At 71.2% G+C, this 24,717-nt stretch carries 25 protein-coding genes and 1 pseudogene; 15 read left to right on the top strand and 11 right to left on the bottom strand.

All coding sequences use genetic code 11. The features are described from left to right. Positions 1–349 precede the first annotated feature (349 nt). Positions 350–1,345 (top strand): porphobilinogen synthase, encoded by a 996-nt coding sequence (gene hemB, locus JFN87_RS22545; RefSeq protein ID WP_209342682.1) that lies wholly within the window; start codon positions 350–352, stop codon positions 1,343–1,345. A 28-nt stretch (positions 1,346–1,373) separates the two neighbouring features. Here hemB and JFN87_RS22540 read toward each other — a convergent pair whose 3' ends face one another. Further along, positions 1,374–2,267, bottom strand: coding sequence for a LysR family transcriptional regulator (locus tag JFN87_RS22540; protein WP_209342680.1), 894 nt, complete (start codon positions 2,265–2,267; stop codon positions 1,374–1,376). 113 nt (positions 2,268–2,380) lie between these two features. Between JFN87_RS22540 and JFN87_RS22535 the strand changes: the two genes are divergently transcribed. From JFN87_RS22535 to JFN87_RS22510, 6 genes are all read left to right on the top strand, one after another. Continuing rightward, positions 2,381–3,874 carry an aldehyde dehydrogenase family protein gene (locus JFN87_RS22535; protein ID WP_307865558.1) on the top strand — a complete coding sequence of 498 codons (1,494 nt, stop codon included), beginning with the start codon at positions 2,381–2,383 and terminating at the stop codon, positions 3,872–3,874. Next, positions 3,871–5,610 carry a hypothetical protein gene (locus tag JFN87_RS22530; protein ID WP_245180882.1) on the top strand — a complete coding sequence of 580 codons (1,740 nt, stop codon included), beginning with the start codon at positions 3,871–3,873 and terminating at the stop codon, positions 5,608–5,610. The genes JFN87_RS22535 and JFN87_RS22530 overlap by 4 nt, the downstream gene beginning before the upstream one ends. Beyond that, positions 5,607–6,599: a membrane dipeptidase gene (locus tag JFN87_RS22525; RefSeq protein WP_209342678.1), complete on the top strand. Its 993-nt coding sequence runs from the start codon at positions 5,607–5,609 to the stop codon at positions 6,597–6,599. Before JFN87_RS22530 ends, JFN87_RS22525 begins: the two co-directional genes overlap by 4 nt. Then, a complete protein-coding gene (locus JFN87_RS22520; RefSeq protein ID WP_209342676.1) occupies positions 6,596–7,369 on the top strand; it encodes a hypothetical protein in 774 nt (257 codons plus the stop codon). The genes JFN87_RS22525 and JFN87_RS22520 overlap by 4 nt, the downstream gene beginning before the upstream one ends. Positions 7,370–7,397: 28 nt before the next feature. Continuing rightward, positions 7,398–7,778 carry a RidA family protein gene (locus JFN87_RS22515; RefSeq protein ID WP_209342674.1) on the top strand — a complete coding sequence of 127 codons (381 nt, stop codon included), beginning with the start codon at positions 7,398–7,400 and terminating at the stop codon, positions 7,776–7,778. 129 nt (positions 7,779–7,907) lie between these two features. Then, entirely contained in the window at positions 7,908–9,257 is a 1,350-nt protein-coding gene (locus JFN87_RS22510) for an MFS transporter (protein WP_209342673.1), read from the top strand. A gap of 48 nt (positions 9,258–9,305) precedes the next feature. Here JFN87_RS22510 and JFN87_RS22505 read toward each other — a convergent pair. Together JFN87_RS22505 and JFN87_RS22500 are read right to left on the bottom strand one after the other, a co-directional pair. Further along, positions 9,306–9,434, bottom strand: a pseudogene (locus tag JFN87_RS22505) (winged helix-turn-helix transcriptional regulator); the annotation flags it as partial. 39 nt (positions 9,435–9,473) lie between these two features. Next, entirely contained in the window at positions 9,474–9,992 is a 519-nt protein-coding gene (locus JFN87_RS22500) for a P-loop nucleotide/nucleoside kinase family protein (protein ID WP_209342672.1), read from the bottom strand. Between the two features lie 280 nt (positions 9,993–10,272). Between JFN87_RS22500 and JFN87_RS22495 the strand changes: the two genes are divergently transcribed. Continuing rightward, entirely contained in the window at positions 10,273–11,349 is a 1,077-nt protein-coding gene (locus JFN87_RS22495; protein ID WP_209342671.1) for a hypothetical protein, read from the top strand. A 39-nt stretch (positions 11,350–11,388) separates the two neighbouring features. Here JFN87_RS22495 and JFN87_RS22490 read toward each other — a convergent pair whose 3' ends face one another. The 4 genes from JFN87_RS22490 to JFN87_RS22475 all read right to left on the bottom strand — a co-directional run bounded on the left by JFN87_RS22490 (position 11,389) and on the right by JFN87_RS22475 (position 14,927). Then, positions 11,389–12,408, bottom strand: coding sequence for an NADPH:quinone reductase (locus JFN87_RS22490; RefSeq protein WP_209342670.1), 1,020 nt, complete (start codon positions 12,406–12,408; stop codon positions 11,389–11,391). Between the two features lie 64 nt (positions 12,409–12,472). Then, positions 12,473–13,030, bottom strand: coding sequence for a TetR/AcrR family transcriptional regulator (locus JFN87_RS22485; protein WP_209342669.1), 558 nt, complete (start codon positions 13,028–13,030; stop codon positions 12,473–12,475). A 572-nt stretch (positions 13,031–13,602) separates the two neighbouring features. After that, complete coding sequence (locus JFN87_RS22480) at positions 13,603–14,556, bottom strand: DNA-3-methyladenine glycosylase family protein (protein WP_307865557.1); 954 nt, start codon at positions 14,554–14,556, stop codon at positions 13,603–13,605. Positions 14,557–14,558: 2 nt separating this feature from the next. Next, positions 14,559–14,927, bottom strand: a complete 369-nt coding sequence (locus JFN87_RS22475; RefSeq protein WP_209342668.1) for a VOC family protein — start codon at positions 14,925–14,927, stop codon at positions 14,559–14,561. A gap of 80 nt (positions 14,928–15,007) precedes the next feature. On the opposite strand from JFN87_RS22475, the gene JFN87_RS22470 reads away from it, so the two are divergent. Then, positions 15,008–15,469: a MarR family winged helix-turn-helix transcriptional regulator gene (locus tag JFN87_RS22470; protein ID WP_209342666.1), complete on the top strand. Its 462-nt coding sequence runs from the start codon at positions 15,008–15,010 to the stop codon at positions 15,467–15,469. Between the two features lie 32 nt (positions 15,470–15,501). On the opposite strand, the gene JFN87_RS22465 is transcribed toward JFN87_RS22470, so the two are convergent. The 3 genes from JFN87_RS22465 to JFN87_RS22455 all read right to left on the bottom strand — a co-directional run bounded on the left by JFN87_RS22465 (position 15,502) and on the right by JFN87_RS22455 (position 17,149). After that, positions 15,502–16,002: a DinB family protein gene (locus JFN87_RS22465; protein ID WP_209342665.1), complete on the bottom strand. Its 501-nt coding sequence runs from the start codon at positions 16,000–16,002 to the stop codon at positions 15,502–15,504. Positions 16,003–16,106: 104 nt separating this feature from the next. Continuing rightward, complete coding sequence (locus JFN87_RS22460; RefSeq protein ID WP_209342663.1) at positions 16,107–16,322, bottom strand: DUF397 domain-containing protein; 216 nt, start codon at positions 16,320–16,322, stop codon at positions 16,107–16,109. Then, the gene (locus JFN87_RS22455) at positions 16,319–17,149 is read right to left on the bottom strand and encodes a helix-turn-helix domain-containing protein (RefSeq protein WP_209342662.1); all 831 of its coding nucleotides are present in this window, start codon (positions 17,147–17,149) and stop codon (positions 16,319–16,321) included. The genes JFN87_RS22460 and JFN87_RS22455 overlap by 4 nt, the downstream gene beginning before the upstream one ends. 165 nt (positions 17,150–17,314) lie before the next feature. On the opposite strand from JFN87_RS22455, the gene JFN87_RS22450 reads away from it, so the two are divergent. The 5 genes from JFN87_RS22450 (at position 17,315) to JFN87_RS22430 (ending at position 20,794) form a co-directional block, all read left to right on the top strand. After that, positions 17,315–17,452: a hypothetical protein gene (locus tag JFN87_RS22450; protein WP_209342661.1), complete on the top strand. Its 138-nt coding sequence runs from the start codon at positions 17,315–17,317 to the stop codon at positions 17,450–17,452. 331 nt (positions 17,453–17,783) lie between these two features. Continuing rightward, positions 17,784–18,320 carry a GNAT family N-acetyltransferase gene (locus JFN87_RS22445; protein ID WP_307865556.1) on the top strand — a complete coding sequence of 179 codons (537 nt, stop codon included), beginning with the start codon at positions 17,784–17,786 and terminating at the stop codon, positions 18,318–18,320. 221 nt (positions 18,321–18,541) lie between these two features. Then, entirely contained in the window at positions 18,542–19,972 is a 1,431-nt protein-coding gene (locus JFN87_RS22440; protein WP_209342660.1) for a WXG100-like domain-containing protein, read from the top strand. A gap of 21 nt (positions 19,973–19,993) precedes the next feature. Further along, positions 19,994–20,290, top strand: a complete 297-nt coding sequence (locus JFN87_RS22435) for an immunity protein CdiI family protein (protein ID WP_209342659.1) — start codon at positions 19,994–19,996, stop codon at positions 20,288–20,290. A gap of 21 nt (positions 20,291–20,311) precedes the next feature. Beyond that, entirely contained in the window at positions 20,312–20,794 is a 483-nt protein-coding gene (locus JFN87_RS22430) for a SitI3 family protein (RefSeq protein ID WP_209342650.1), read from the top strand. A 53-nt stretch (positions 20,795–20,847) separates the two neighbouring features. On the opposite strand, the gene argS is transcribed toward JFN87_RS22430, so the two are convergent. Then, a complete protein-coding gene (argS, locus tag JFN87_RS22425) occupies positions 20,848–22,689 on the bottom strand; it encodes an arginine--tRNA ligase (protein WP_209342648.1) in 1,842 nt (613 codons plus the stop codon). Positions 22,690–22,882: 193 nt separating this feature from the next. Between argS and lysS the strand changes: the two genes are divergently transcribed. After that, positions 22,883–24,661, top strand: a complete 1,779-nt coding sequence (gene lysS, locus JFN87_RS22420) for a lysine--tRNA ligase (protein WP_209342646.1) — start codon at positions 22,883–22,885, stop codon at positions 24,659–24,661. Positions 24,662–24,717 lie beyond the last annotated feature (56 nt).

Genomic DNA, 24,717 nt, shown 5'->3' with positions numbered 1-24,717 from the left:
CCCCCCCCCCCCCCCCCCCCCCCCCCCCCCCCCCCCCCCCCCCCCCCCCTTCTTCCAAGCAGAAGCCGGTATCCGCAATGCTTCGGAGCCTGGAGTTCGGCCGTGCGCTCTTCCGATCTCAGGGCCGTGGCGGGTCCGTCGCCCCGGGCCCGCCACGGACCGGGGCGGTGGACCCGCCACGGCCCAGCGGGCGCGGCCCGTCGCGGCACGTCCGCCGGACCCGTTCGCTCGCGTCCGTGCACCGACGGGACGTCGGCAAATGCCCGCTGCCGCCGGGCGTAGCGTGTAACGGACCCGATCGTTTCGACCGGCTCCACCGACCCGATCCGACTGGCACGAGGCGACTTCCATGACTGTCCACGGTTCGTTCCCCGGCGTCCGCCCCCGGCGGCTGCGCACCACGCCCGCCATGCGGCGGATGGTCGCCGAGACGCGGCTGCACCCGGCCGACCTGATCCTGCCCGCGTTCGTGCGGGAGGGCATCGACGAGCCCGTGCCGCTCGCCGCGATGCCCGGTGTCGTGCAGCACACCCTCGACACCCTCAGGAAGGCGGCCGCGGACGCCGTCTCGGCGGGGGTCTCCGGGATCATGCTGTACGGCGTCCCCGAGGACGCCAAGAAGGACGCGCTCGGCACCGCGGGCACCGACCCCGATGGCATCCTCCAGCAGGCGATCCGGGCCGTGCGCTCCGAGGTCGGCGACGACCTGGTCGTCATGTCGGACCTGTGCCTTGACGAGTACACGGACCACGGCCACTGCGGCGTCCTCACGCCCGACGGCCGCGTCGACAACGACGCGACGCTGGAGCGGTACGCGGAGATGGCCCGCGTCCAGGCCGAGGCGGGCGTCCACATGGTCGGCCCCAGCGGCATGATGGACGGCCAGATCCGCGTGATCCGCGAGGCGCTCGACGCCGTCGGCAAGGAGGACGTGTCGATCCTCGCGTACACCGCGAAGTACTCGTCGGCCTTCTACGGGCCGTTCCGCGAGGCCGTCGGCTCGTCGCTGCAAGGCGACCGCAAGACGTACCAGCAGGACCCGGCGAACGCCCGCGAGTCCCTGCGCGAGCTGGCGCTCGACCTGGAGGAGGGCGCCGACATCGTGATGGTCAAGCCCGCCCTCCCGTACCTGGACATCCTGGCGCGCATCGCGGACGCCTCGGACGTGCCGGTGTGCGCGTACCAGATCTCGGGCGAGTACGCGATGATCGAGGCGGCCGCGGAAAAGGGCTGGATCGACCGCGACGCGGCCATTCTGGAAACGCTGACGGGCATCAAGCGCGCGGGCGCGAGCATGATCCTCACGTACTGGGCGACGGAGGCCGCGCGTCGGCTGGCCCGCTGAGGGCGACGGGCGCGGCCTGCCTCATGACTCACGCGTCGTCGAAGCGCAGGCCCGTGACGGTGGCGAGGAAGTTGCGCACCGACGGGGCGTCCTGGCGGTCGGCGCGGCAGACGGCGGAGACCGTGGAGTACGCCGGGGGGTCGGTCAACGGCACGTACCGCAGCGCCGGGAGTCGCAGTACGCGCAGGCAGTCCGGGACGATGGTGATCCCCGTGTTGGCGGCGACGAGCCCGAGCAGGGTGGGGAACTGCACTGCTTCCTGAGCCGCCTCCAGCCTCACTCCTGCCCGGTGGCACAGCGCCGCGATGTGGTCGTACAGGCGTGAGACCTGGTGCCGCGGAAAGGTGAGGAAGCGTTCTCCCGCGAGCTCGGCCAGCTCGACCGAGTCGCGGGCAGCGAGCCGGTGGGACTCGTGGACGGCGACGATCAGCCGCTCCCGATGGATGCGGCGGACCACAAGACCGGTCGCCATGTCCATCTCGCGGGCGATCCCGACGTCCAGCCGGCCCTCACCGATCGACTCCAGTTGCGCGTCGGTCGTCGCTTCGGCCAGTTCGAGGTGGAGCCCGGGCCATGACCGCTGCATGGCCAGCACGCTGCGCGGGACGATGCTCAGCGCCGCCGAGCTGACGAAGCCGATCCGCAGCAGGCCGATGTCGCCGTGCGCGGCATGTCTGACGGCGCTGAGCGCGTGGTCGGACTCGGCCAGCACCCGGCGCCCCTGCAACAGCAGCACGCGGCCCGCCTCCGTCAGTTCGACGCTGCGGGTCGTCCGGCGGAACAGGGGCGTGCGCAGTTCCTTCTCGAACTTGCTGATCTGCTGGCTCAGTGCGGGCTGGGCGATGTGCAGCCGCTCGGCGGCCCGTCGGAAGTTCAGTTCCGTGGCGACGGCGACGAAGTAGCGGAGTTGGCGGAGCTCCATGGCGATTGATATTCGCAGCCTATTAATCGGATGGCAATAGATACTTCTCCTCCAGTCGGTGACTGCATAACGTTTGTCGCGAAAGCCGCAGTCGAACGTCGAGGAGCTCCGTCGTGCCGGACATTCCGAACACCCTTGATCAACCGGCGACGCTGCGGCATCTCATAGCCGGGCAGTGGGTCGACGGCGAGGGAGCCGAGGCACGCAGCCTCGACCCCGCGCACCCCGGCCGGGCCGTCGCCGTCTACCGGACGGCCGGTGAGAAGCTCCTGGACGAGGCGATCACCGCCGCCTGCTCAGCGCAGAGGGAATGGTCCGCGCGCGGGCTGATCCAGCGCGGCCTGGTCCTGCGCCGCGCGGCAGGTCTGCTGGAGGAGCGTGCCGAGGAGATCGCGCGGTTGATGACGCGCGAGGAGGGCAAGACCCTGCCGGAGTCGCGGGCGGAAGTCGGCGCGTCCGTGGAGACCCTCTACTACCACGCCGCCCGGGCCCGCGCCGCGGACGGCACCACCTATCCCTCCAGCCACCCCGACGAGGTCATCCGCACGCTCAGGCGCCCTCTCGGAGTCGTCGCGGCGATCACACCGTGGAACTTCCCGCTGCAGATCCCGGTGTGGAAGATCGCCCCCGCCCTGCTGTGGGGCAACGCGGTCGTCTGGAAGCCGGCCAGCGACACCGTCGCCGTCGCCGCTGCCTTCGCCCGGATACTCGTGGACGCGGGCGTGCCCGCCGGTGTGCTGAGCCTCCTCCTCGCCCCCGGCGGCCTCGGCGCGGCCCTGGTGGCCCGCGAAGAGGTCACGGGCGTGACCTTCACCGGCTCGGTGGCGGTCGGCCGGTCCATCCAGGCGGCGGCGGTGCCACGCGGGGCCAAGGTGCAGATGGAACTCGGCGGACACAACGCGGCCATCGTGCTGCCCGACGCCGATCCGGCCGCGGCCGCCGCCGACCTGGTGGCGGGCGCGATGGGCAGCACCGGCCAGAAGTGCACCGGGACGCGCAGGATCATCGCCGTCGGGGAGGCGTACGACGCCCTGCTGCCCGAACTGAGGCGCCGGGTCGAGGCCCTGGTGGTCGGCGACGGGCTCGACGACGGTGTGGACATCGGCCCGCTGGTCTCCGCCAGGGCACGGGAGGAGGTCGACTCGGCCGTCGAGCAGGCCCTCTCGGAAGGCGCCCAGGTGCTGGCGCGCGCCGATGCCGGCCCTGCGTCGGACGGCGACTGCTACTTCGCTCCCACGCTGCTCGCCGGGCATCCTGACCTGACGATCTGCCGCGAGGAGGTGTTCGGCCCGGTCACCACCCTGGTGCGCGCGGCCGACCTGGACGAGGCGATCCGCATCGCGAACGGGACCGCGTTCGGGCTCACGGCAGCGGTGTTCACCGGTGACGAGCGGGCCGTGCGGCGCTGCGTCGAGGAGCTGGACGCCGGTCTCGTCAAGGCGAACGCACCCACCACGGGCTCGGAGTTGCACGCGCCGTTCGGCGGCCTGAAGGACTCCTCCTTCCCGGCGCCGCGCGAGCAGAACGGCGACAGCGCCGCCGAGTTCTTCACCTGGTCCAAGACGGCGTACCTGCGCACAGCCGCCCCGGCCCGGAGCCGGTCGTGACCGGGCAGGGGGAAGTGCGCCCCACCGAACGGCTGCGCTGGGCCCAGCAGTTCGCGCGCTCCGCGGACCAGGTACTCGACCCGCGGGACATGGGGGCCTCCCGCCACACCCGGCACAGCTTCGCGCGCTCGTTCCTGCGTGCCGCCGCCGCCCAGCGCTGGACCGTGACGCGCGAGAGCTGGGACGTCGACGGGCAGGGCAGGGGCGAAGCCGTCTACCGGATCGACGCCGGCGGCCACGAGTTGAGGTTCGTCGCCTTCTCCACGGTGCTGGCCGACGGGCAGCGCACGGACAGGGTCGTCGCCGAGGCGTGGGACATCACCGCGGCCCTGGTGGAAGGCGTCTGGGACGAGGCGCGGCGCTCCGAACTGCGCGCACAGGTACCGCGGCAGGAGTCGGGCCGCGCCGACGCCGCCACGCTGGTGTGGACGCGGGCCAACCGCAGCAGCCGGTTCTTCGACTACGTGGTGGACCGGCTCGCCCGCGGCATGCAGCCCGATCCGGCCGCATTGGGCGACGCCGCCTACCTTGTGCGCAGCACGGCCTTCTACAGCAACGGCAAGTTCGGACTCGCGGACTTCGGCCGCCTGCGACCGGGCCATCCGCTGCGTCTTCCCTACCGCTCGCAGATGCTGACCGCGTGGCTGCTGCGCGAGCTCAGCCACGACCTGGTCGAACACTGCGCCGCCGCCAAGAGCCCGCACGCCGTCGCGCTGGAAGGCGACTGGCGGTGCTTCCTGGGCCTCGGCAACGCCACCGGCCTCGGCATGGTCCCGTACGTGATCAACCACCCCCAGGTGCTGGACGCGTGGTGCGCGGCGCGCGAACTCCCGCTCGCGTACGCCCTCCACCAGCCCACGTCACCGCGGGACGCGCGCACCGCGCGGGTACGTCTGCTGCTCGGCCGGGCGGCCGAGTACTACCGCGAACGCGACACCCTGGCCACCGCCCCGTACCTGCCGGGCCCCGAACTGGCCGCGCAGCTCGACAAGGTGGCGGAGGTGCTCGACGGATACGCCGCCACCGGACTGGTCCTGGGCAAGCGGACCGACCGGGCCTGGCAGGACCTGCACACGGCGGCCGAGGAGATCGGTCTCGAGGCCCGGGGCGTCGTCGACGCGGTGCTGGTGGAGGTCTACGACGACCTCGACGCGGACGTCGAGGCGCTGCTCCGCTGCGATCAGAACACGCAGGTGGCGCCCGCGAGGACCTGCGGCGAGCTCAGGACGGAACTCAACGGCCGCTACGACTGGGTGAGCCGCCACGACTGCGGCGAGCCCGGCCGGCAGGCGCACTTCTGGTTCTCCTCGCAGGACAACGAGGAACCGCGGCGCGGCCGGCGTGGCGTCGATCCGGGCGAGGAGGTGGAGCACCCGGTCGATATCGCCCGTGCGGTCGCCGAGCTGCTGGACGACCTGGAGCACGCGGAGCCCCGTCAGCTCGTCGCCGAGTTCCTGCTGGCGCACCCCTGGCACCGCGGAACAACCGCTCGGGTGCAGTCGCTTGCGGGTCTCCCGTACACGGAAGTGCGGGCCAATCTGCTCGCGGACGACTTCCTGCCCCTGCATCTTCAGCGGTTCCAGCTCGCGCTGTACGGCATGGACAACTACAGCCCCCAGTCGACGGACTGGCTGCGGGTGACGCTGTTCTCCGGAGCACCGCGGGCCCGCGACGTCGCGGCCGGGACCGACCACGACTGGTTCTTCGTTCGCAAACCCCGGAGGGACGCACAGTGAGTTCGCTTGCTCATGAGGACCTGGTCGTCGTCGACGGCCTGGAAATCAACAACTGGGACCGCAAGGTGCTCGAAGAGCTCCGCACCGGTGGTGTCAGCGGTGTGAACGCCACCTGCGCCGTGTGGGAGGGCCCGGACGAGGCCACCCGGGCGATCGCCGGCTGGTACCGGCTCGCCAGGGACAACGAGGACGTGGTGGTGCTCGCCGAGACCGCCGGTCAGATCCGCGCCGCGAAGGCAGCCGGCAAGGTGGCGGTGGTGCTGGGATTCCAGAACACCTCACCGTTCGCCGACGACTACCGGCTGGTCGAGGTCTTCCACCGGCTCGGTGTGCGTGTCGCGCAGCTCACGTACAACATCCAGAACCTGGTCGGCGGCGCCTGCTACGACGCGCACGACTCCGGCCTGACCGCCTTCGGCCGGCACATCGTGGACGAGATGAACCGGGTCGGCATGCTCGTCGACCTCTCGCACGTGGGCAACCGGACCTCCCGTGACGCCATCGACGCGTCCGAGAGGCCCGTCGCCATCACCCACGCGAATCCGACGTGGTTCTTCGAGCACCCGCGGAACAAGCCTGCCGAGGTCATCAGGGCCCTGGCCGACCGGGGCGGAGTGCTCGGGTGCTGCCTGTACCCCAACGTCCTGGGCGGTGAGCTGACCACTCGTGACCAGTTCTCCTCGATGGTCGCGCGGCTCGTCGACGAGATCGGCCCCGACCACGTGGCCATCGGCAGCGACTGCACGCGCAACTGGTCGCAGGACTTCGTGGCCTGGCTGCGCAATGGCCGCTGGCGGCCGCCCTCCGCCAACCCGGTCGAGCCCGAATGGCCCGCGTGGCCGCGGTGGTTCGGCGGCCCCGAGGACTTCCCCGCCGTCACCGAGGGCCTGCTCTCCGCGGGGCTGGACGCCGCCACCGTCACGAAGGTGATGGGCGGGAACTGGCTGCGGCTGTTCACGGAGGTCTTCGGCGGGACGGAGGCGCCATGAGCGGCGCACCCGGCGACGCGCGCACGGACGCCCACCGGGCAGGCGACGGCTTCCGGGTGGCGGTACGGGAGGTCCGCGAGGCCGCCTTCCGCGCGGTCGTCGCCGCCGGAGCCTCCAGCGGGGAGGCCGCGGCGGCGGCGGACCTCGTCGTGCTCGGCGAGGTCCTGGACGGGACGGGCGTTTTCGCGCTGGCAGACGAACTCGATCGCGTGCCGCGCGGCAGGCGACCGCTCGCCTGCCGCGACAGCGCCGGCAGCACTGTCGTCGTGCTGCACGATCCGGCCGGACGCGGGCCCCTGCTGCTCGGACCTCCGGCGGCGGACCTCGCGGCGGCGGCCTCGCGGCCGGTGCTGCTGCCCGGAGCGTGGACGCCGTCCGTGGAGTGGATCATCATCGGCGCGACCGCCAGGACGGGGACCCCGCTGCTGGCCACGCGGGTACGGGCCGACGGCTCGCCCGGCGCCTGCGCGCTGGCCACCGCCGACGGCACGGTGTACCGGGCCGACCGTCCCGGCGCCCTCGGCGGGCGGCTCACCGGACGGACCGCGGACGACCCGGAGCAGCACCGTGCCGACCTGCCGGGCGAGGGCGTCCTGCTGAGCCGCTGGGACGGGGCCCCGCCGAAGCCCGGCGTACCACCGGCCCGCACCCCCCAGCAGCAGCATGAGCGCTTCGCCGCGGCCATGGAACACGGCCTGCGGGTCGCGTCCGGTCCGTGGTCGACGGTCTACGGCGCCTCACGCGACTACCTCGTGCCCGACCGCCAGTGAATCCCCGCACAGCAGAGGACGTCCGAAGATGGTGACTCTCGTTCCCCACCCCGACGGCAGGCCACGGCCCTACTCGGCCGCGGCCGTCCACAACGGCACTGTCTGGGCCTGCGGCCAGATCCCCGTCACCGCGGGCGGCGACACGCCGCACGACATCGGTGACCAGGTACGGCTGGCCCTCGACAACCTCGAGACCGTGCTGACCGCGGCAGGCGGCGGCCTCGGCACACTCCTCAAGGTCACCGTGTACCTGGCGGACCTCGCCGAGTTCGACCACTACAACGCCGCGTACCTCGAACGTCTCGCGGACGTCCCGCTGCCGCCCCGTACGACCGTGCAGGTCGCGGACTTCCGCGGCGCCAAGCGGGTCGAGATCGACGCGGTGGCTGCGCTCGCCCCTGGCCGGTAGCGGCCGCGCCGCAGGCGCGCCCCGGCAACCCCAGCTCTCGCGTCCGCGCACCTCGCACCGTGCGCCGCGCACCGCGCACCGCGCAGAGACGCTTCCCGTGCTTCCCGAACCCTCGATGGGACGGACCCGATGGACGTCGACACATCCGCCTCAGCCGGCCACCGGCCCGGCTCCACGCTCGACACCCTGCACCTCAACCGGTTCCACATCAGACTCGCGCTGGTCTCGTCCGGGGGACCGTTCCTCGACGGCTACATCCTCGGCATCATCGGCATCGCCATGGTGCAGATACAGGACCAGTGGAGGATGAGTGTCCTGTGGTCAGGACTGATCGGCGCGTCCGCGCTGATCGGCGTCTTCGTCGGCGGCGCGGTGTTCGGAGCGGTGACCGACCGCATCGGCCGCAGGTTGATGTTCATGATCGACCTGGTCGCCATCATCGTCTGCTCGGTGCTGCAGTTCTTCGTCACCAACGAGGTCGAACTCTTCGTGCTCCGGCTGCTCATCGGCATCGCCGTCGGCGCGGACTACCCGATCGCGACCTCCCTCGTGACGGAGTTCGCACCCCGGGCGTGGCGCGCGAAGCTCCTCGGCGGCCTGAACGCCATGTGGTTCGTCGGAGCGACGGTCGCCGCGTTCGTCGGGTACCTGCTGCTGCGCTCGCCCGACGGCTGGAAGTGGATGCTGGCCTCGTCGGCCGTTCCCGCGGCCGTCATCGTGTGCGCCCGGGCCCGCATCCCGGAGTCCCCGCGCTGGTTGCACAGCAAGGGCCGCTCGCGGGAGGCCGTCGACGTCCTGCGGCAGACGGTGTCCGAACACGCCACGCTCGCCGACCTGCCCGAGGAGGAGGGTGCCGTCCCGGTGAGCGCCCTGCTGACAGGCGGCTACCTCAAGCGCGTGGTGTTCATCTCGATCTTCTGGACCTGCACCATCGTCACACTCTTCGCCATCTACGCCTTCGGGCCGCAGGTCCTCGCGCTGTTCAACCTGAACGGGGGCGCCGACGAGGCGAACCTGGGCTACGGCCTGATCAATCTGTTCTTCCTGATCGGCAACGTCGTGGCCCTCCTCCTCGTCGACAGGCTGGGCCGGCGCCCGATCCTCATCGGGGGGTTCGCGGTCTCCGCGCTCGGCCTGCTGTACCTGGCGGTCGTGCCGGACTCGGGCCTGTGGATGGTCGCGATCGCGTTCGCGGTGTACGCCGTCTTCAACGGCGGACCGTCGATCCTCGAATGGATCTATCCGAACGAACTGTTCCCCACCGAAGTGCGCGCCACCGCGGTCGGGTTGTGTACGGGCATCAGCCGGATCGGCTCGGCGATCGGCACCTTCGCGACACCGTGGTCCCTGACGGCGCTGGGCCTGAGCGCCACGATGTACATCGCGGCGGGTATCGCCCTCGTCGGTGCTCTCGTCAGCTCCTTCATGGCACCGGAGACCAGGAACAAGGACCTGCATGTGACGTCGGCGCTGCTGTGACGTCGGCCCTGCACGTGACGTCGGCCCTGCTGTGACGCGCCCCTGCTGTCACGCACCGCGTGGCGGCAGGCGCCGTGTGATCCGGTCGAACAGGTCCGTCAGCGGCTCGCCCACGTCCCGGCCGAACTCGGTGAGCCCGTAGGTGACCTGGGGCGGTGTCGTCGGCTCGACCTCCCGCTGAGGCGGCCCGAGTCCGGGCGGTTCTAAGCCGGGTGGTCACGCGAGCGACGGCCACCGATCGGCCGCCCACTCCCGCCAGCCCGGCCATCCGGCCGGCGGATCTCCGACGTGATGCCCGTCGAGCTCCGTCGCGTCAGGCTCCTCGAACAGCGTCCGCCAGCGCGCGAGGTCCGCGTCGCTCATCGGGAAGGTGCCGTCGGGGCTGGTCGACCAGCGATGCGCGATCCGGGCTCGCTGCGTCTCGGGGCCCACCGGCAGGTACTCAAGGCGGCATGACGCACCCGCCGACGCCACCAGCGAGCGGATGGCCGACCGCTCGTCACGGGACCAGCAGCCGAAGTCCAGGACTACGTTGGTTCCGATCCCCAGCGCATCCAGGGCCAGGCGGAGCAGCCGTCCCTCAAGGACGTCGCGCTTTCCTTCCGCGTCGGGGTCGCCGAACAGCGGGATCATCCATTCATCAGGCGTCAGCCGCAGCGCGCTGTGCTCTTCGGCGAGTTGCCGCGCTCTCGTCGTCTTGCCTGCTCCGGGCAGGCCGACCATCAGAAACAGCATGCCTCGCACCCTGCACCCGCCAGGGCCGTGTGCGCAGGTCGGCCCGGAGCTTGAGCCCCGGGTTCCGGGCGCCGGGCCTCGGGCCCCTTTTCAGTTGAAGGGGTGGTTTGGGATTACCACCCTTCCCCCCAAGCCCCCGCTGACGAGGAGGGATCGCTTTCCGTGATCGGCTTGCGCCGGAGCGTGTCCACCGTTTAGCGTACGCAGCATTAAGCGGCCCCGGCCGGTGCTGAGAACACCGGGCGCGGAGCCTGACCTACGCATCGAATGAGGTTCGATCGTGGCTGACGCCCACCTTAATGCTGCCCTGCCCGCGCCCGCACACCCCCAGGCCAAGCCTGGATACGGCAAGCGGAGCGCACCCGACCAGCGCCCGCGCGGCGCGCGCGATTTCGCACATCTGCGCACGAGGGAAGCGGCCATCGCCGCGTACATCGACCGCATGCCCGAGGGCACCGCGATCGGCTACAAGGCCCTTGCGGCCCAACTCGCCGACTACGGTCAGCAGGCGTGCGGCAAGGCGCTCAACTTCCTTTCGGAAGCCGGTCACTTGCGCCGGATCAAGGAGCACCTGCAACTCGACGACAACACCTTCCGCTGGGTGACGCACACGTTCTTCTCCCGCACGCCGCGGGAGGACGACTGGTGGCGGACGTTCGTGGAGAGCATGCGCGGCATCGACCTCACCGAACGGGCGCGGCGCGCGCGGGCGGCCGAGGCGACCGAGGCGGGGGACGTGGGGGACACGGGGGACGTGGAGCCCGCGCCCCCGAACCCCGCGCCTGTCGCGCCCCCGGCGGCCCCCGCCGCGTCGCCCGCTCCCTCCGACGCCTACCGCGCGCTCCAGCGGCTCGGCCGCGCCGAGCCCCGTATGACACTGTCCGCCGCCGAGTGCGCGGCCCTCGAACCCCTGGTCGCACAGTGGTTCGCGCGCGGCGCCACACCGCAACACCTCACGCGCTCGCTGACCGAAGGCCTGCCGCCCACGCTGCACAGCCCCGGCGCGATCGCCCGTACCCGACTGGAGAAGAAGATGCCCCCCGAGCCCATCCAGGAACGCGCCTACGTCGACCGTGTGGTGATGGTCTGCATCGGCTGCGACGTGCCGGACAACGTCAGCCCGCTCATCAACGGCGTGTGCGTCGAGTGCCGCGAGGAGATGACCGCCTACGACGCGGCCGAGGAGGCGGGAATCGTCATCGACCGGGTCCCCGACACCTTCCGCCGCGTCCCGGCCCAGGTCGACGTGGCACGCCGCGCCGACGAACTCCGCGCGGCGGCGGGCCTGAAGGCTCGTCCGCTCGCGAGGCCGACCCACAGCGAGGTGCCGGGTGGTTGTGAAACCACGGCTCACTGAGGTCAGTTGTGGAGCCGGGCCGTTCTGGTGCTCCGCGTGTCAGGAGGTGACGTCCACCAGGACTTTGCCGACCGCGTGGCCCTCGACCGCTCGATGCGCGTCGGCGGTGCGGTCGAGGGGGAAGCGGATCAGCGGCAGGCCGTGCTGCTCGCCGACCGGCAGCGCGCCGTCGCGTACCGCGGCCGCGACGTCCTGGGCGGCCGCAGTGCGTGCCTCAGGACCGGCCGTGTAGAGCACCAGGAACTGGAGGCGTGTGTTCAGCACCATGTTCTGCAGCACGTTCAGTTCGACCGGCTTGCCGCCGTCGTTGGCGTAGGTCGAGATCGTGCCACGGCTGCGCAGCACGGCCAGGTCAAGTGCGAGGTTCGTGCCCAGTGCCACCTCGGCAACGGTGTCGACGCCGTCCGGGGCGATCTTGCGGATCTCGGCGGCCGGGTCGTCCTCGCGGTAGTTGATCACGTGGTGGGCTCCGGCAGCGCTGGCCAGCCGGGCCTTCTCGGGGCTGCTGACCGTGCTGATCACGGTGGCGCCGGCCCATCGGGCAAGCTGAATCGCCGCGTGCCCGACCGCGCCGGCCCCGCCCGCGGCGAGCACCACCTTCCCCTCGAGTGCTCCGGGCCGCAGCCGGCGGGGGCCGTCCTCGGCAACGGTGAGCGCACGGTGCGCGGTCAGCGCGGGGACTCCGAGTGCTGCGCCCACGTCGAAGCCGGCCTCGTCGGGCAGCGGCACAGCCTGTTCGGCGGGCACGACGGCGAACTCGGCGGCGGTGCCGAAGGGCCGCCCGGCGGCAGCCATGAACAGCCAGACCCGCTGACCGAGCCGATTCTCGTCGACGCCCTCACCGACGGCGTCGACCGTTCCGGCGCCGTCGAGGTGCGGGGTGACCTCAGAGAAGTGCTTGGGGTGGCCGGCGCCGGAGCGCGCCTGCCAGTCGGTCGGGTTGACCCCCGACACGGCGACCCGGACGCGAACCTCGCCGGGGGCGGGCGCCGGCAGGTCACGGTCGACGAACTGCAGAACGTCGGGGGCGCCGTTGTCGCGGTAGATGATGGCCTTCATGATCCGTCCTTGGAGGCTGCTTGAGCGGGGTTGCCGCGTTGCGGCGACGAAGCGGTCGCGGTGATCACGACGGTGTCTCCTCGGCCGGCGTCCGCAAGGCGGTGTAGAGCAGTTCGGCTTGGTAGAGCGCCATGACTTGGTGGGCGATCGGGGTGGCGAACTCCCGGGCGTGGGGCGGATCGTGGTGCTCGACCTTGACGAGCCAGGCCGTGACGCAGTCGTGCACCATCGCTCGCATCCGGTCGGTCGTGTCGGCGACGATGTCGCGGATTGCCGGGTCGGTGGTCGACTCGCCCCAGGTCTGCACGCCGACCCGCGCCTCGGCGGGGTCGATCGCGGCGATCAGGCGGGAGAGCAGTTCGTCAGGACTGGGTGGGGCGTCGGCCGCGGCGTACTCGCTGATGGTGCCGTCGCGCTTGTCGAGCGTTTCGCGGGCGGCAGCCTGGACCAGGTCGGCCTTGTTGCGGTAGTGCGCATAGATCGAGCCGGCCGAGAGGCCGGACTCGGCGGTGATGTCGGCGATCGAGGTCCGCTTCAGGCCGTTGCGGCTGAAGCAGCGGACGGCGGCCTCGGCGATCTGAGTACGCCGGAGTTCCTTGCGCGCGTCGGTGAGCCGAGGCACTGCACCTCCACGAAGAGAATCTACATTCTGTGTGTGGAGACGTTAGCAGAATTATCATTCTGTTTGCGGTGGGCAAGTGTCATACGATCAGGCCACGTCATGACGGCCGGGAGCGCCCGCCCCTTGCCCGGCCATCGGCGTTGATCCGGGGGAGCGCCGGGTTGTTTGAAGTGCCGGACCGCTCAGGTCGGTTGTGGTGCCGGGCCCAACGGCACGTGGGAGACTGCGCACCCTGAGTACCGCGCCTTCACCGGCGAGGCGCTGATGGCCTGCGGCGAGTTCATCGCGGACCGGATCGGTGCCCGACACGTACGAATCCCGCGCGCCGACCACTCGCCGCACCAGGATCGGCCCGACTCCGTGAACCGCTTGCTCGCCGATCTGTGGCTTCGCGCGGGCTGAAACACCCCGCTCAGAGGCTTGTCGCATCCGGGTAGCAGCGACGCAGTTCGGCGAGGGTCACGTAGTGCTCACCGTGCCATGCATGGAACGTGACCCCTTGCATCCTCACCCCCGTGCCACCGATGAGAGTGGATGTCCCGTTCGGCGGCAGTGCCGTGGCCGAGGGCAGATCATATGCGCGCTTGGGCGGCGGCCCGGTCGTGGGCGCGGGCACGTAGGAGGAGCGCGACCCAGCTTCGGTAGGGGCGCCACGCGTCGGCGATCGCCGCGAGGCGAGCGGGGTCGGCGGCGGTGGCCGCGTCGAGGGCGTACTCGGTTGCCATCGACTGGTGCACGCGCGGTTCTGCCGTGGGGAAGATGTCGGGGTGGCCGGCGCCCCGGATGAGGATCAGCTCGGCCGAGAACGGGCCGATGCCGGGCAGCTCGCGCAGCGCACGCAGCGCGGACTCGGCGGGCTCGGCGCGCAGCGTCGCCGCGTCGAGGCGTCCGTCGAATGCCGCGTCGGCGATCGCGTGCAGGCGCTCGACCTTCGTGCTGGTCAGGCCGGTGACGTGGTCGATGGTGCGCAGCACCTCCGGGGTGGGGAAGGTGTGCAGGCGTGCTCCGCCGACGTCGACGGCCCGGCCGTGGTCGCGGGCGAGGCGGGCCTTGATCGCGGCGGCCTGTGTCCTGCGTACGCGGTTGCCGATGACGGCCCAGGCGGCCGCCTCGTACGGCGTGTAGAAGCAGGGCGGCCGCAGCCCCGGGTAGTCGGCCTGGAGGCCGGCGACGACGGGGTCGCTGCCGCCCAGGGCCGGGTAGCCGGTTCCGTCGACGTCCAGGGAGAGGATGCGGGCGATCTGCGCACGCGCGGCGCTGTGGGCGGCCGGGCCGGTGCCGCGGTGGACGGTGAACTCGGCCGTCACGGGCGCAGGCGCCCCCGCACCCGCCGCGCCCGCGCTCGCCGTCTCCGCCTGGCTGACCGTGCAGCCGATGACGCCGCGCCCGTCGTCCGCGGGGAACGCCATGCGCAGCACGTCCCCGGCCGCGTGGCCGTGGGAGGCGGGCGTGAAGCCTTCCAGGAAGCGGATGGATGACGCCAGCGAGAACGGGCCCTTCGGTGTGAACGAGGCGACGGCGGGCACGGTCAGGCTCCGTGCGCGGTCATGACGTAGCCCTCGGGTCCTGTGAAGGAGAACATCGGCCCGAACGGGCTGTCCCTGACGGGGGCGACGATCTCGACGCCGGCCGCGGCGAGCTCGTCGTGCAGCGCCCGGGCGTCCGGCGTGGAGAACCACAGGGCGACGCCCAGGCCGGGGCGGCCCGCGTCCAGGTCTGTGCCGGGCAGCGGCTCGCGCACCGCGAACGGGCAGGGCTTGGTGTCGAAGACAACCGCGCCGGGCGGGGACGCGGGGGAGCGGACGAGGCCGAGGTGCTCCTCGCAGAACGCGGCGGCGGCCTCCACGTCACGTACCTGGAGTGCGACGAAGTCGGGGCCGCTGATGGTGGTGGACATGGGATGCCTCCCGGGTTGCATGTCAGAATGTTGACATACCCGACGTTACGGAGCTGGGCCGTCGATGTCAAAATACTGACATGAAGAACAGGATGCCCGCGCAGCCGCCGCACCCCGCAGACGACGTGCTCGACCACGTGGGCTACCGCCTCAAACGCGCCCACGCCGCCCTGCGCGCGGCCATGGACAAGGCGCTGCGGGAGCACGGCCTGACCGTGCCGCAGTACTCGTGCCTCGAAGTGCTCGCCGCCAGGCCCGGCATGTCCAACGCCGACCTCGCGCGCGCCACCTTCGTCACCCGGCAGTCCATGAACGTCGTCATGCGCGGGCTGCTGGACGCCGGGCTCATCGACCGTCCCGGCACGGTCGAGACCGGCCGCGCACGCCCCACCACGCTGACGGCCGACGGGCAGCGCCTGCTCCGTGCCGCGCAGGAATCCGTCTACGCGGTCGAGACCCGCATGGTCCGCGCCCTCCCCGGGCGCCGCCTGGCCGCACTGATCGAGGACCTCGACCGCGTGGCGCAGGCCCTCGACGAGTGAGGTCGAGCGCCGCCGCGCCCGCCCCGCGACGGTCAGCGCCCGGTGGCGCCGTCGATCAGCTCGCGGATGATGTCCGCGTGGCCCGCGTGACGGCCCGTCTCCTCGATCATGTGGGTGAGCGCCCAGCGCACGCTCGGCCCGGCGCCCGCGCGTCCCGCCCACGGGAGCGCCGCCCCGAGGTCCGTGCACGCGTCGAGCGCGGTGTTCGCGCGCTCGACGGCCGCCCGGTAGCGGGCGACGACGTCGGCGACGCTCTCCTCGGGGGCGGCCCGGAACGTGGCCGGCCAGTCGGTGACCTTCGCGCCGAGGAACATCGTCTCCTCGACGGCGGTCAGGTGGCCCAGCAGGCCGAGAAGGTTCGTGCCCGAGGGCACCTCCGCCGTCCGCACCCGGGGCTCCGGGGCCCCTTCGACCTTCGCGGCGATCGACGAGCGCAGGTAGTCGAGGAACCCCCGCAGTACATCGGCCTCGTTGTTCGCGGTGCGGGGCGGAGGGGTGTCGGTGCGGCGGGACGCGGCAGGTTGCGGCGGCACAGTGAGCTCCTTGTGTGAGGTGCCTGTCGGGCGGTGCCAGTCTCACCCGGCGCGTCACGAGGCGGCGTCGTCCTTGCCGTTTCGGCAAACGTGTCTTTCGCAGGTCAGGAGTCGGTGAACTCGCCTCGCCCGACTGCCTGGACGAATGCGGCGAAGGCGCTCGGCCGGAAGGCGAGTACCGGTCCGCCGGGGTTCTTGGAGTCCCGCACGGGCACGGCGCCGGGGATGTGGTCGGCGACCTGGACGCACTCCCCGCCGTTGCTCCCGCTGTACGTCGATGACCGCCAAGCATCGTGCGGGATCTGGCCTGTTGTGGTCACGAGAAGTGGTCCTTAAGGATCGAGTCGATGAGCGGGGCGGACTCATCCGGCGGCAGTGCCGTCGCCGCAAGCAGATCATAGGCACTGGTCGCTGAGGCCACATCCTCCGATTCCGCCAAGACGTACCCCTTGGGGAAGCCGTCGACATGAACGACGTCCGGCCCCTCTTCGAAGGACAGCAGCCCGAACGGCGAGCCCGATCCCGGGTACACCGCGATGCTGCTCGGAATGATCTGGACGACGTGGGGCGGTGAGTCCGCCAGGGCGCGGAGCCGTTCGAGCTGTCCGCACATGACGTCACTGCCGCCGACAGCCCGCCTGAGCACTCCCTCGTCCAGAACGATCCACAGTCGTGGCGGGTCGTCCCGCGTCAGGATGCGCTGGCGCTCCATGCGTGCGCTGACGAGGTGGTCGAGGTTGGTCGGGCGGCCCGTCCGTAGGACCTCCCGGGCGTATGCCTCGGTCTGCACGATGCCGGGCAGGAGCAGCGGGTGGAACATACGGACGGCGGTGGCCGACCACTCCAGTTCCACGTACCGGCGGAACCATGGCGGGAACGCGTACCTCAGGGCCAGCGGCCAGAGGCGTACGAATCGGCCTCCTGCGTGCGGGAACACGCGGTCGCAGGTCTCCGCGAAGTCCAGGGCGGGTACGCGGTCGCCGGACTCGATCTTCGCGACGAGGGAGTAGCCGCAGCACGCCTCCTTGCCCAACTCCGCGCGTGACATGCCCAGGCGCTCGCGTTCCAGGCGTACTTCGGCCCCGAAGTGGCTCAGGGGTGATGCGGTCGCGCCGACGGCGTCCACGTTCTCGTCTTCGACACTCATGCGAGCTCCCGAACGTCTCTTGGACAGGTGCGCGTGTCCAACCCGCCTCTCTGGTGGGCGGATGCAGCTCAGCCGATTCTAGATGCACGGACAGTGATCGTGTGTTGACGGAAAGGTTCCGCAGTCGTGTGTGACCGAATCCTTTGTGGGCCGGAGCGGGAGGGAGTGGCCGAACTCACGGCCGTTGTCCACGGCGGTGGTTTCTGGCGTCTGGTGCCGGACGACGTGCCCCGCCGGTACGACGCCCTGACAAGGGAGCTGATCGAGCGGGTACTTCACGGACTGGGGCGGCTGCCGGAATGACGTACGTCGAGGACGCGCGAACGGCGCCGGTGGCGTGGCACCTGGAGCCCGCACCCGTGGATGGATGCGGAGTGTGCGCCGCGCTGGCGAAGCAGCGGGAGGAGGCGCGCAGTTCACGAACACGGTGGACGGTCGAGGACTGCAATGGTGAGTTGCTCAATCACCACCACGGGCGGGCCACCGACTGGCGTCCGGAGTGATCGGCGTGAGGCCGGTGTGCGGCCCTCGGACGCGTCGGCGGTGCCGCGCGGCCGGCGGGCGGGGGCGCGTGGCACGATCAGGCCGTACGCGCCGAGCACCGAGCGGCGCGCGGAGAAGGGAGCCCGGTTCCGTGACCGTTTCCGACGTGCGCCTTACCGGCGAGGGCCTGGTCCTGCGTGGATGGACCTACGACGACGTGCCCGCCATGACCGGCCTGTTCGACGACCCGCAGGTCGCCAGGTTCACCCCGCTCGTCTCGCCGTTCGACGCGAAGGCCGCGCGCGACTACCTGGACCGTGCCCGCGAGGCCGGCGCCACGGGGCGCAGGATCCAGCTCGCCATCACCACGGACGGCGCCGAGCCGCTCGGCGAGGTGCTGATGTTCGCGACGGACGGCGACCCGTACGCCGTCGAGATCGGCTATGCGGTCGGCCCCCGCCACCGCCGCCAGGGCCTGGCGGCCCGCGCCGTGCGGCTCGCGACGGCCCACGCGTACGGCGCGCTCGGCGCACGGCGCGTGCTGCTGCGCATCGAGGCGGCCAACGCCCCGAGCCGCGCCGTGGCCCGCGCCACGGGTTTCGCGCTGGAGGACACGGCCCCGATCGAGCGGGGCGGGGTTGCACTCGACACTTGGCGCCATACGGAACCGGTCGCCGCGCGCCGGTGATGCCGGTGGCGGTAGATGCCCTGCGGCTGAGCAGTGCCGTGACGACGTGAGGGCAAGCCGCGACCGAAAGGCCTTGTCCTGCCGAGTGGTTGCGGTAATCCTTGGAACCGTCGCACGAGACGGGGGCGCTCAGTGAAGTACGACGGACTCAGGACGGCACGCGACATCGGCCACGGCCGGACGACGTGGACAACCTTCGGCGCTGTTGGACGGTACGGAAGGTGACGCATCCGGGAAGCGGTGGCGGCGATCAGCCGATCGATCTGTATCCGGATGATCTCAACTCCGTGGCCGGGAAGTTCGCGACAGGGCAGACGCATCTCGACACGGCCGCGACCACCCTGAACACGGCGTTGCAGAACGCGGCGGGGATGGCGGGGAACGACGATTACGGGCACAAGTTCGTCGGGAAGTACGACCCTGCCGCGAAGGCCCTGTTCCACACCCTGTCGGCGGCTGTGCGTGCGATCGGGCAGGCGTCGGATGCGCTGGTGACGACGGCCAACAACTACCTGAAGGCCGACCACCACTCCAATGTGAAGAAGGGCAAGGGCGCCCCAAAGCTGTATCCGTCGCCTCCGGTGTTCACGGATGTGATGTATCCGGATCCGGATTCGGCGGTGGGTCCTGGGCGTTCGTCGGTGCCGTCGGTGATCGCGAAGTACTGGCCCAACGGGCATCAGGACAAGCTGCGGGACGCCGCGTCGGCCTATCGGACGGCGGCGACCGCGTTCCAGGGCATCGGGCATACGCTGCACACGCAGGTGCAGTCGCTGACGGACAACAATTCGGACGAGTCCATGCACGCCATGGCCGCGTTCTGGGCCGCGATCTGGCAGGACGGCGGGAACGCGCACAAGGCGCCCCTGTCGGCTGCCCATGACGCCTGCGGGAAACTCGCCACGGCCTGCGACAAGTTCGCCCACGCCATCGATGAGGCGCACAGCAGCACCGAGCACAAGCTTGCCGGGGCCGGTATCGCGATCGGTCTTACGACCGTGGTGGGCATCCTCCTGACCCCGTTCACCGGGGGCGGTTCGGACGCGGGGGCCGCCGCGCTGGACGGTGCGGAGGCCGGGGCCATCCTGGGCGGCGTCGAGGTCGCGGCGGACGCGGCGGTCGCGGAGATCGACACGGCGGTCATCGCGGACGTCAGCACGGAACTGGAGGCCGCCGCCGAGGCCGTCCCCGAGATCGAGACCGTCGACGCCGAGGTCACCGAGGTCGACGACGCCCTCTCGGACGAGCTCGCCGAGACCGAGTCCCGCGAGCCGGCGGGGACTGTTGCCTCCAGCCAGGCTGAGCGCGAGGAGCTGATTCAGGAACTGCAGGGCAAGGGAGTCAAGTTCAGCCCCGACAAGGTGGTGCGGATCGGCCGTGACGCGGACGGCAAAGTGGTTTTCCTGGAGGAGGGAAACGGCCGCGCCGGCCTCCAGCACGTCATCGAGGAGCACGCCCAGGACTTCGCCAACAAGGGGGTGCCCGAGGGCGAGGTTCCAGACGTCGTCCTGGAGGCCGTCACCAAGGGCGACGTGGTGGGCATGCAGGGGACCAGGCCGATATACGAGATCGTTCGCAACGGACAAGTGCTGAAGATCGCCGTTACTGTGGGGAGCAACGGCTTCATCGTGGGCGCCAATCCCACCTCTTAGCGCCTATCGCAAAGGAACCTCATGCCCGAGCTGCTGCTCAGACCAGAGATCCAGAGCTTTCCGCTGTGGCTTGACCGGGACGGCGTCAAGGACAACACCGACCCCGGCACCCTCCCTCTCTCGGCCGGTCTGATCGCCGACCTCGACGACTGGCGGGCCCGTTGGGACGCCACGTACGACCTCGACGACCCGCTCGGCTCGGGCTTCGCCTCGGACGAGGAGGAGCGCGCCTTCATGGCGGACGGTGAACGTCTCGCCGCGCGGCTGCGGGCAGAGCTCGGCGAGGAATGGACGGTCACGGCCCGAGTCCCCAAGTGACGTGCGGGCTCGGGCGTTCCAGTGGCAGTCTTCTACGACTTCGAGATCGCGGCGGCCCTGCCGGTGCGCGATGCCGCAGCGGTCCTCGGCCGCGTGGTTCAGGAAGCCGGTCTTCTTCATGCGCCGGTCACTCCGCAAGAGCTGCTGGAAAAGGGAGCCGAGACCATACGGGGCACCTTCGTCCAGGCCTTCGAGGAGCGGCCGCAGCCGTGGCACCCCGTGGTCAGCCACCTCGGATTCACACCGACCGTGTCGGTGTCGTTCCGTCTCGGCAAGTTCACGGACATGCCGGGCCAGCAGGCCGACATGATCCGTGTGGTGGACGCGCTGCTCGCCCGGATCCCGGGTGACGCGGTGCTCGAACACCAATCAGAGGACATCTGGTTGCTGCGGCGGGCCGGTGTCCTCGCTCTCAGCGAGGACACCGGGCTGTGGCCCCCGCACCGCCTGGCCTTGCTGAACCATCCCTATGGCAGGACCACTTGCACCTTCGCCGACGGCTGAGGCGGCGGCGGAACGACCGCTTCGCGCGACGGTCCCCTGCCGCGACAGGCGCCTCAGAGCCGTTCCGGCGCCCTGATGCCCAGCAGCGCGAGGCCCTTCTCCAGGGTGCGGCCCGTCAGTTCGCACAGGAACAGGCGGTTCGCCACCTGCTCGGGCGTGTCCGCCTTCAGCACCGGGCACTGGTCGTAGAACGACGTGTACAGCGACGCGAGCTGGTAGAGGTACGCGGCCACCTTGTGCGGTTCGTGGCCGGCCGCCGCCTCCGCCAGCGTCTCGCCGAAGCGGTCCAGGTGCAGGCCCAGCGCGCGCTCGGCCGGCGCGAGCGCCAGTTCCGGGTGCGGGGCCGGGGACACGTCGCCCGCCTTGCGCAGGATCGAGCGGATCCGCGCGTACGCGTACTGCAGGTACACCGACGTGTCGCCGCTGAGCGACACCATCTGGTCGAGGTCGAACTTGTAGTCGCGCACCGCCGACGTCGACAGGTCGGCGTACTTGACCGCGCCGATGCCGACGTACCGGCCGTTCTCCTCGATCTCCTGCTCGCTGAGGCCCGCCTTCTCGGCCTTCTCCCTGACGACGGCCGTCGCCCGGTCGACCGCCTCGTCCAGCAGGTCGACCAGCCGCACGGTCTCGCCCTCACGGGTCTTGAACGGCTTGCCGTCCTTGCCGAGCACCGTGCCGAACGCCAGCTGCGACGCGTGCACGTCGTCGTTCAGCCAGCCCGCCCTGCGCGCCGTCTCGAAGACCATTTTGAAGTGCAGCGACTGCCGCACGTCCACCACGTACAGCAGGGTGTCCGCGCCCAGTTCCCCCACCCGGTCGCGGATCGCGGAGAGGTCCGTGGCCGCGTAGCCGAAGCCGCCGTTCGACTTCTGCACGATCAGCGGGACCCGCTTGCCGTCCGGGCCCTTCACGTCGTCGAAGAACACGCACAGCGCGCCCTCGGAGCGCTCGGCGACGCCCGTCTCCTCCAGGATCCGGCACGTCTCCGCGAGCTTGTCGTTGTAGCCGGACTCGCCGACGATGTCGGGGTCGCGGACCTCCATGTCGAGCTTGCCGAAGACCGAGTAGAAGTACACCTTCGACTCGTCCACGAACCGCTGCCACAGCGCCAGCGTCTCCTTCTCGCCGGCCTGGAGCGCCACCACGCGGTCCCGGGCCCGCGCCTTGAACTCCTCGTCGGAGTCGAAGGCGGCCCGCGACGCCTTGTACAGGCGGTTCAGGTTCGACATGGCGGCCTCGCCGGCCTCGGCCGAGGGCGCCTGCTCCGAGGGCGCCTGCTCCGAGGGCGCCTCGGCGGCGCTCCCGGTGCCGGGCGCGGGCGCGTCCGCGTCCGCGCTCCTGTCCAGCTCGTGCGGGTGCTCGATCAGGTACTGGATGAGCATGCCGAACTGGGTGCCCCAGTCGCCGATGTGGTGGCGCCTGATCACCGTCTCGCCCATGAACTCCAGGATCTCGACCATCGCCGCGCCGATCACGGCGGACCGCAGGTGCCCGACGTGCATCTCCTTGGCGACGTTGGGCTGCGCGTAGTCGACCACCGTCGCGCCGGCGTTCGGCGCGTGCGCAACGCCGAGCCGGTCGTCCGCGAGGCGTGCGGCCAGCGTCTCGACGATCGCCCGGTCGGTGACCGTGACGTTCAGGAAGCCGGGGCCCGAGACCTCGACGTCCTGGACGACGCCGGGCGCGGAGAGCGCCGCGACAACGCGGGTCGCGAGATCACGCGGGTTGCCCTTGAGCTTCTTCGCGAGCGCCAGGATGCCGTTGGCCTGGAAATCCGCCCGGTCGCTGCGTCGCAGCAGCACGTCCGCCGCGCCGGCCTCCGGCAGGGCTGCCGAGAGGGCGGAGGCGATGTGCTGTTCGACGGTCGAGGCGAGGGAGGGAACCGAGGCCATGAGCTGGCTGCCGTTTCTGTCGGGTGCTGGTGCGAGCCCGGGGACCTGGGGGCATCAGGACCCCCCAGCGGCTCTACCACCATTCTTCCATGGTTGGACAAGTCGTTTTCGCGACGGCTGAGCGACCTGGGAGACTGGGGCGACAGAGACGACCGCATGGTCGCGATCCAACGCGCGAGCAGGGAAGAAGGACGTGCCGACCGTGGCTCAGAGCACAGAGACCGACTGGGTCTCCCGTTTCGCCGACGACGTCATCGCCGAGTCGGAGCGGCGTGCCCCGGGCAAACCGGTCGTCGTCGCCTCCGGGCTCTCGCCCTCGGGCCCCATCCACCTGGGCAACCTGCGCGAGGTCATGACCCCCCACCTCGTCGCGGACGAGATCCGCCGCCGCGGGTACGAGGTGCGCCACGTCCTGTCGTGGGACGACTACGACCGGTACCGCAAGGTGCCGAACGGTGTCGCGGGCGTCGACGCGTCCTGGGCCGAGCACATCGGCAAGCCGCTGACCTCGGTGCCCGCCCCGGCCGGCTCCCCGCACCCGAGCTGGGCCGAGCACTTCAAGGCGGCCATGACCGAGGCGCTCGCCGAACTCGGTGTCGTCTACGACGGCATCAGCCAGACCGCGCAGTACACCTCCGGCGCGTACCGCGACCAGGTCCTGCACGCGATGCGGCACCGCGGCGACATCGACGCGATCCTCGACCGCTACCGCACCAAGGACAAGGGCGGCGCCGACGCGAAGGCCGCGTCCCAGGGGCAGGCCCCGAAGCAGCAGCAGAAGCAGAAGCAACAGAAGCCGGTGGACGAGGCCGAGCTCGATGCCGCCGAGGGATCGGGCGCGGCGGCCGAGGACGACGGCGGCGGCGCGGGCGGCTACTACCCGTACAAGCCCTACTGCGGGCAGTGCGGCAAGGACCTCACCACCGTCACCGGCTACGACGACGAGACCACCGAACTCACCTACACCTGCACGGCGTGCGGGTTCGGCGAGACCGTGCGGCTGAGCGAGTTCAACCGCGGCAAGCTCGTGTGGAAGGTCGACTGGCCGATGCGCTGGGCGTACGAGGGCGTCGTCTTCGAGCCGTCCGGCGTCGACCACTCCTCGCCCGGCTCGTCCTACGTCGTCGGCGGGCAGATCGTCCGCGAGATCTTCGACGGTGTGCAGCCCATCGGGCCCATGTACGCCTTCGTCGGCATCTCCGGCATGGCCAAGATGTCCAGCAGCAAGGGCGGCGTGCCGACGCCCGCGGACGCGCTGAAGATCATGGAGGCGCCGCTGCTGCGCTGGCTGTACGCGCGCCGCAGGCCCAACCAGTCGTTCAAGATCGCGTTCGACCAGGAGATCCAGCGGCTCTACGACGAGTGGGACGCCCTCGGCAGGAAGGTCGCCGACGGCACCGTGCTGCCCGCCGACGCGGCCGCGTACTCGCGCGCCGTCCGCACGGCCGCGGGCGAACTGCCCAGCACGCCGCGCCCGTTGCCGTACCGCACGCTCGCGTCCGTCGCGGACGTGACGGCGGGGGCCGAGCGCCAGACGCTGCGGATCCTCGGCGAGCTCGACCCCTCGCGCCCGCTGGCGTCACTCGACGAGGTCAGGCCACGGCTGGACCGCGCCGAGTACTGGATCAGCAGCCAGGTGCCCGTCGAGGCGCGCACGGTCGTGCGGGGCGAGCCGGACAAGGAACTGCTCGGCTCGCTCGACGAGCAGAGCCGCGAGTCCCTGCGGCTGCTGCTCGAAGGGCTGGGCGAGCACTGGTCGCTCGACGGGCTGACGACGCTCGTCTACGGGGTCCCGAAGGTCATCGCGGGCCTCGCGCCCGACGCGAAGCCGACCCCCGAACTCAAGGCGGCACAGCGCTCGTTCTTCGCGCTGCTGTACCGCCTGCTGGTGAGCAGGGACACGGGCCCCCGCCTGCCCACGCTGCTGCTCGCGGTGGGCGAGGACAGGGTGCGCACGCTCCTCGGCGCCTGACGCCGCCCCCGGCGGCCGCGCATCGCGGCGGCCGCCGGGGCCGCGTGCGCCTGGGG

Origin of the sequence: Streptomyces montanisoli (assembly GCF_017813245.1) — a bacterium.
Classification (GTDB): domain Bacteria; phylum Actinomycetota; class Actinomycetes; order Streptomycetales; family Streptomycetaceae; genus Streptomyces; species Streptomyces montanisoli.
This window is presented reverse-complemented; position numbering and strand designations above follow the sequence as displayed.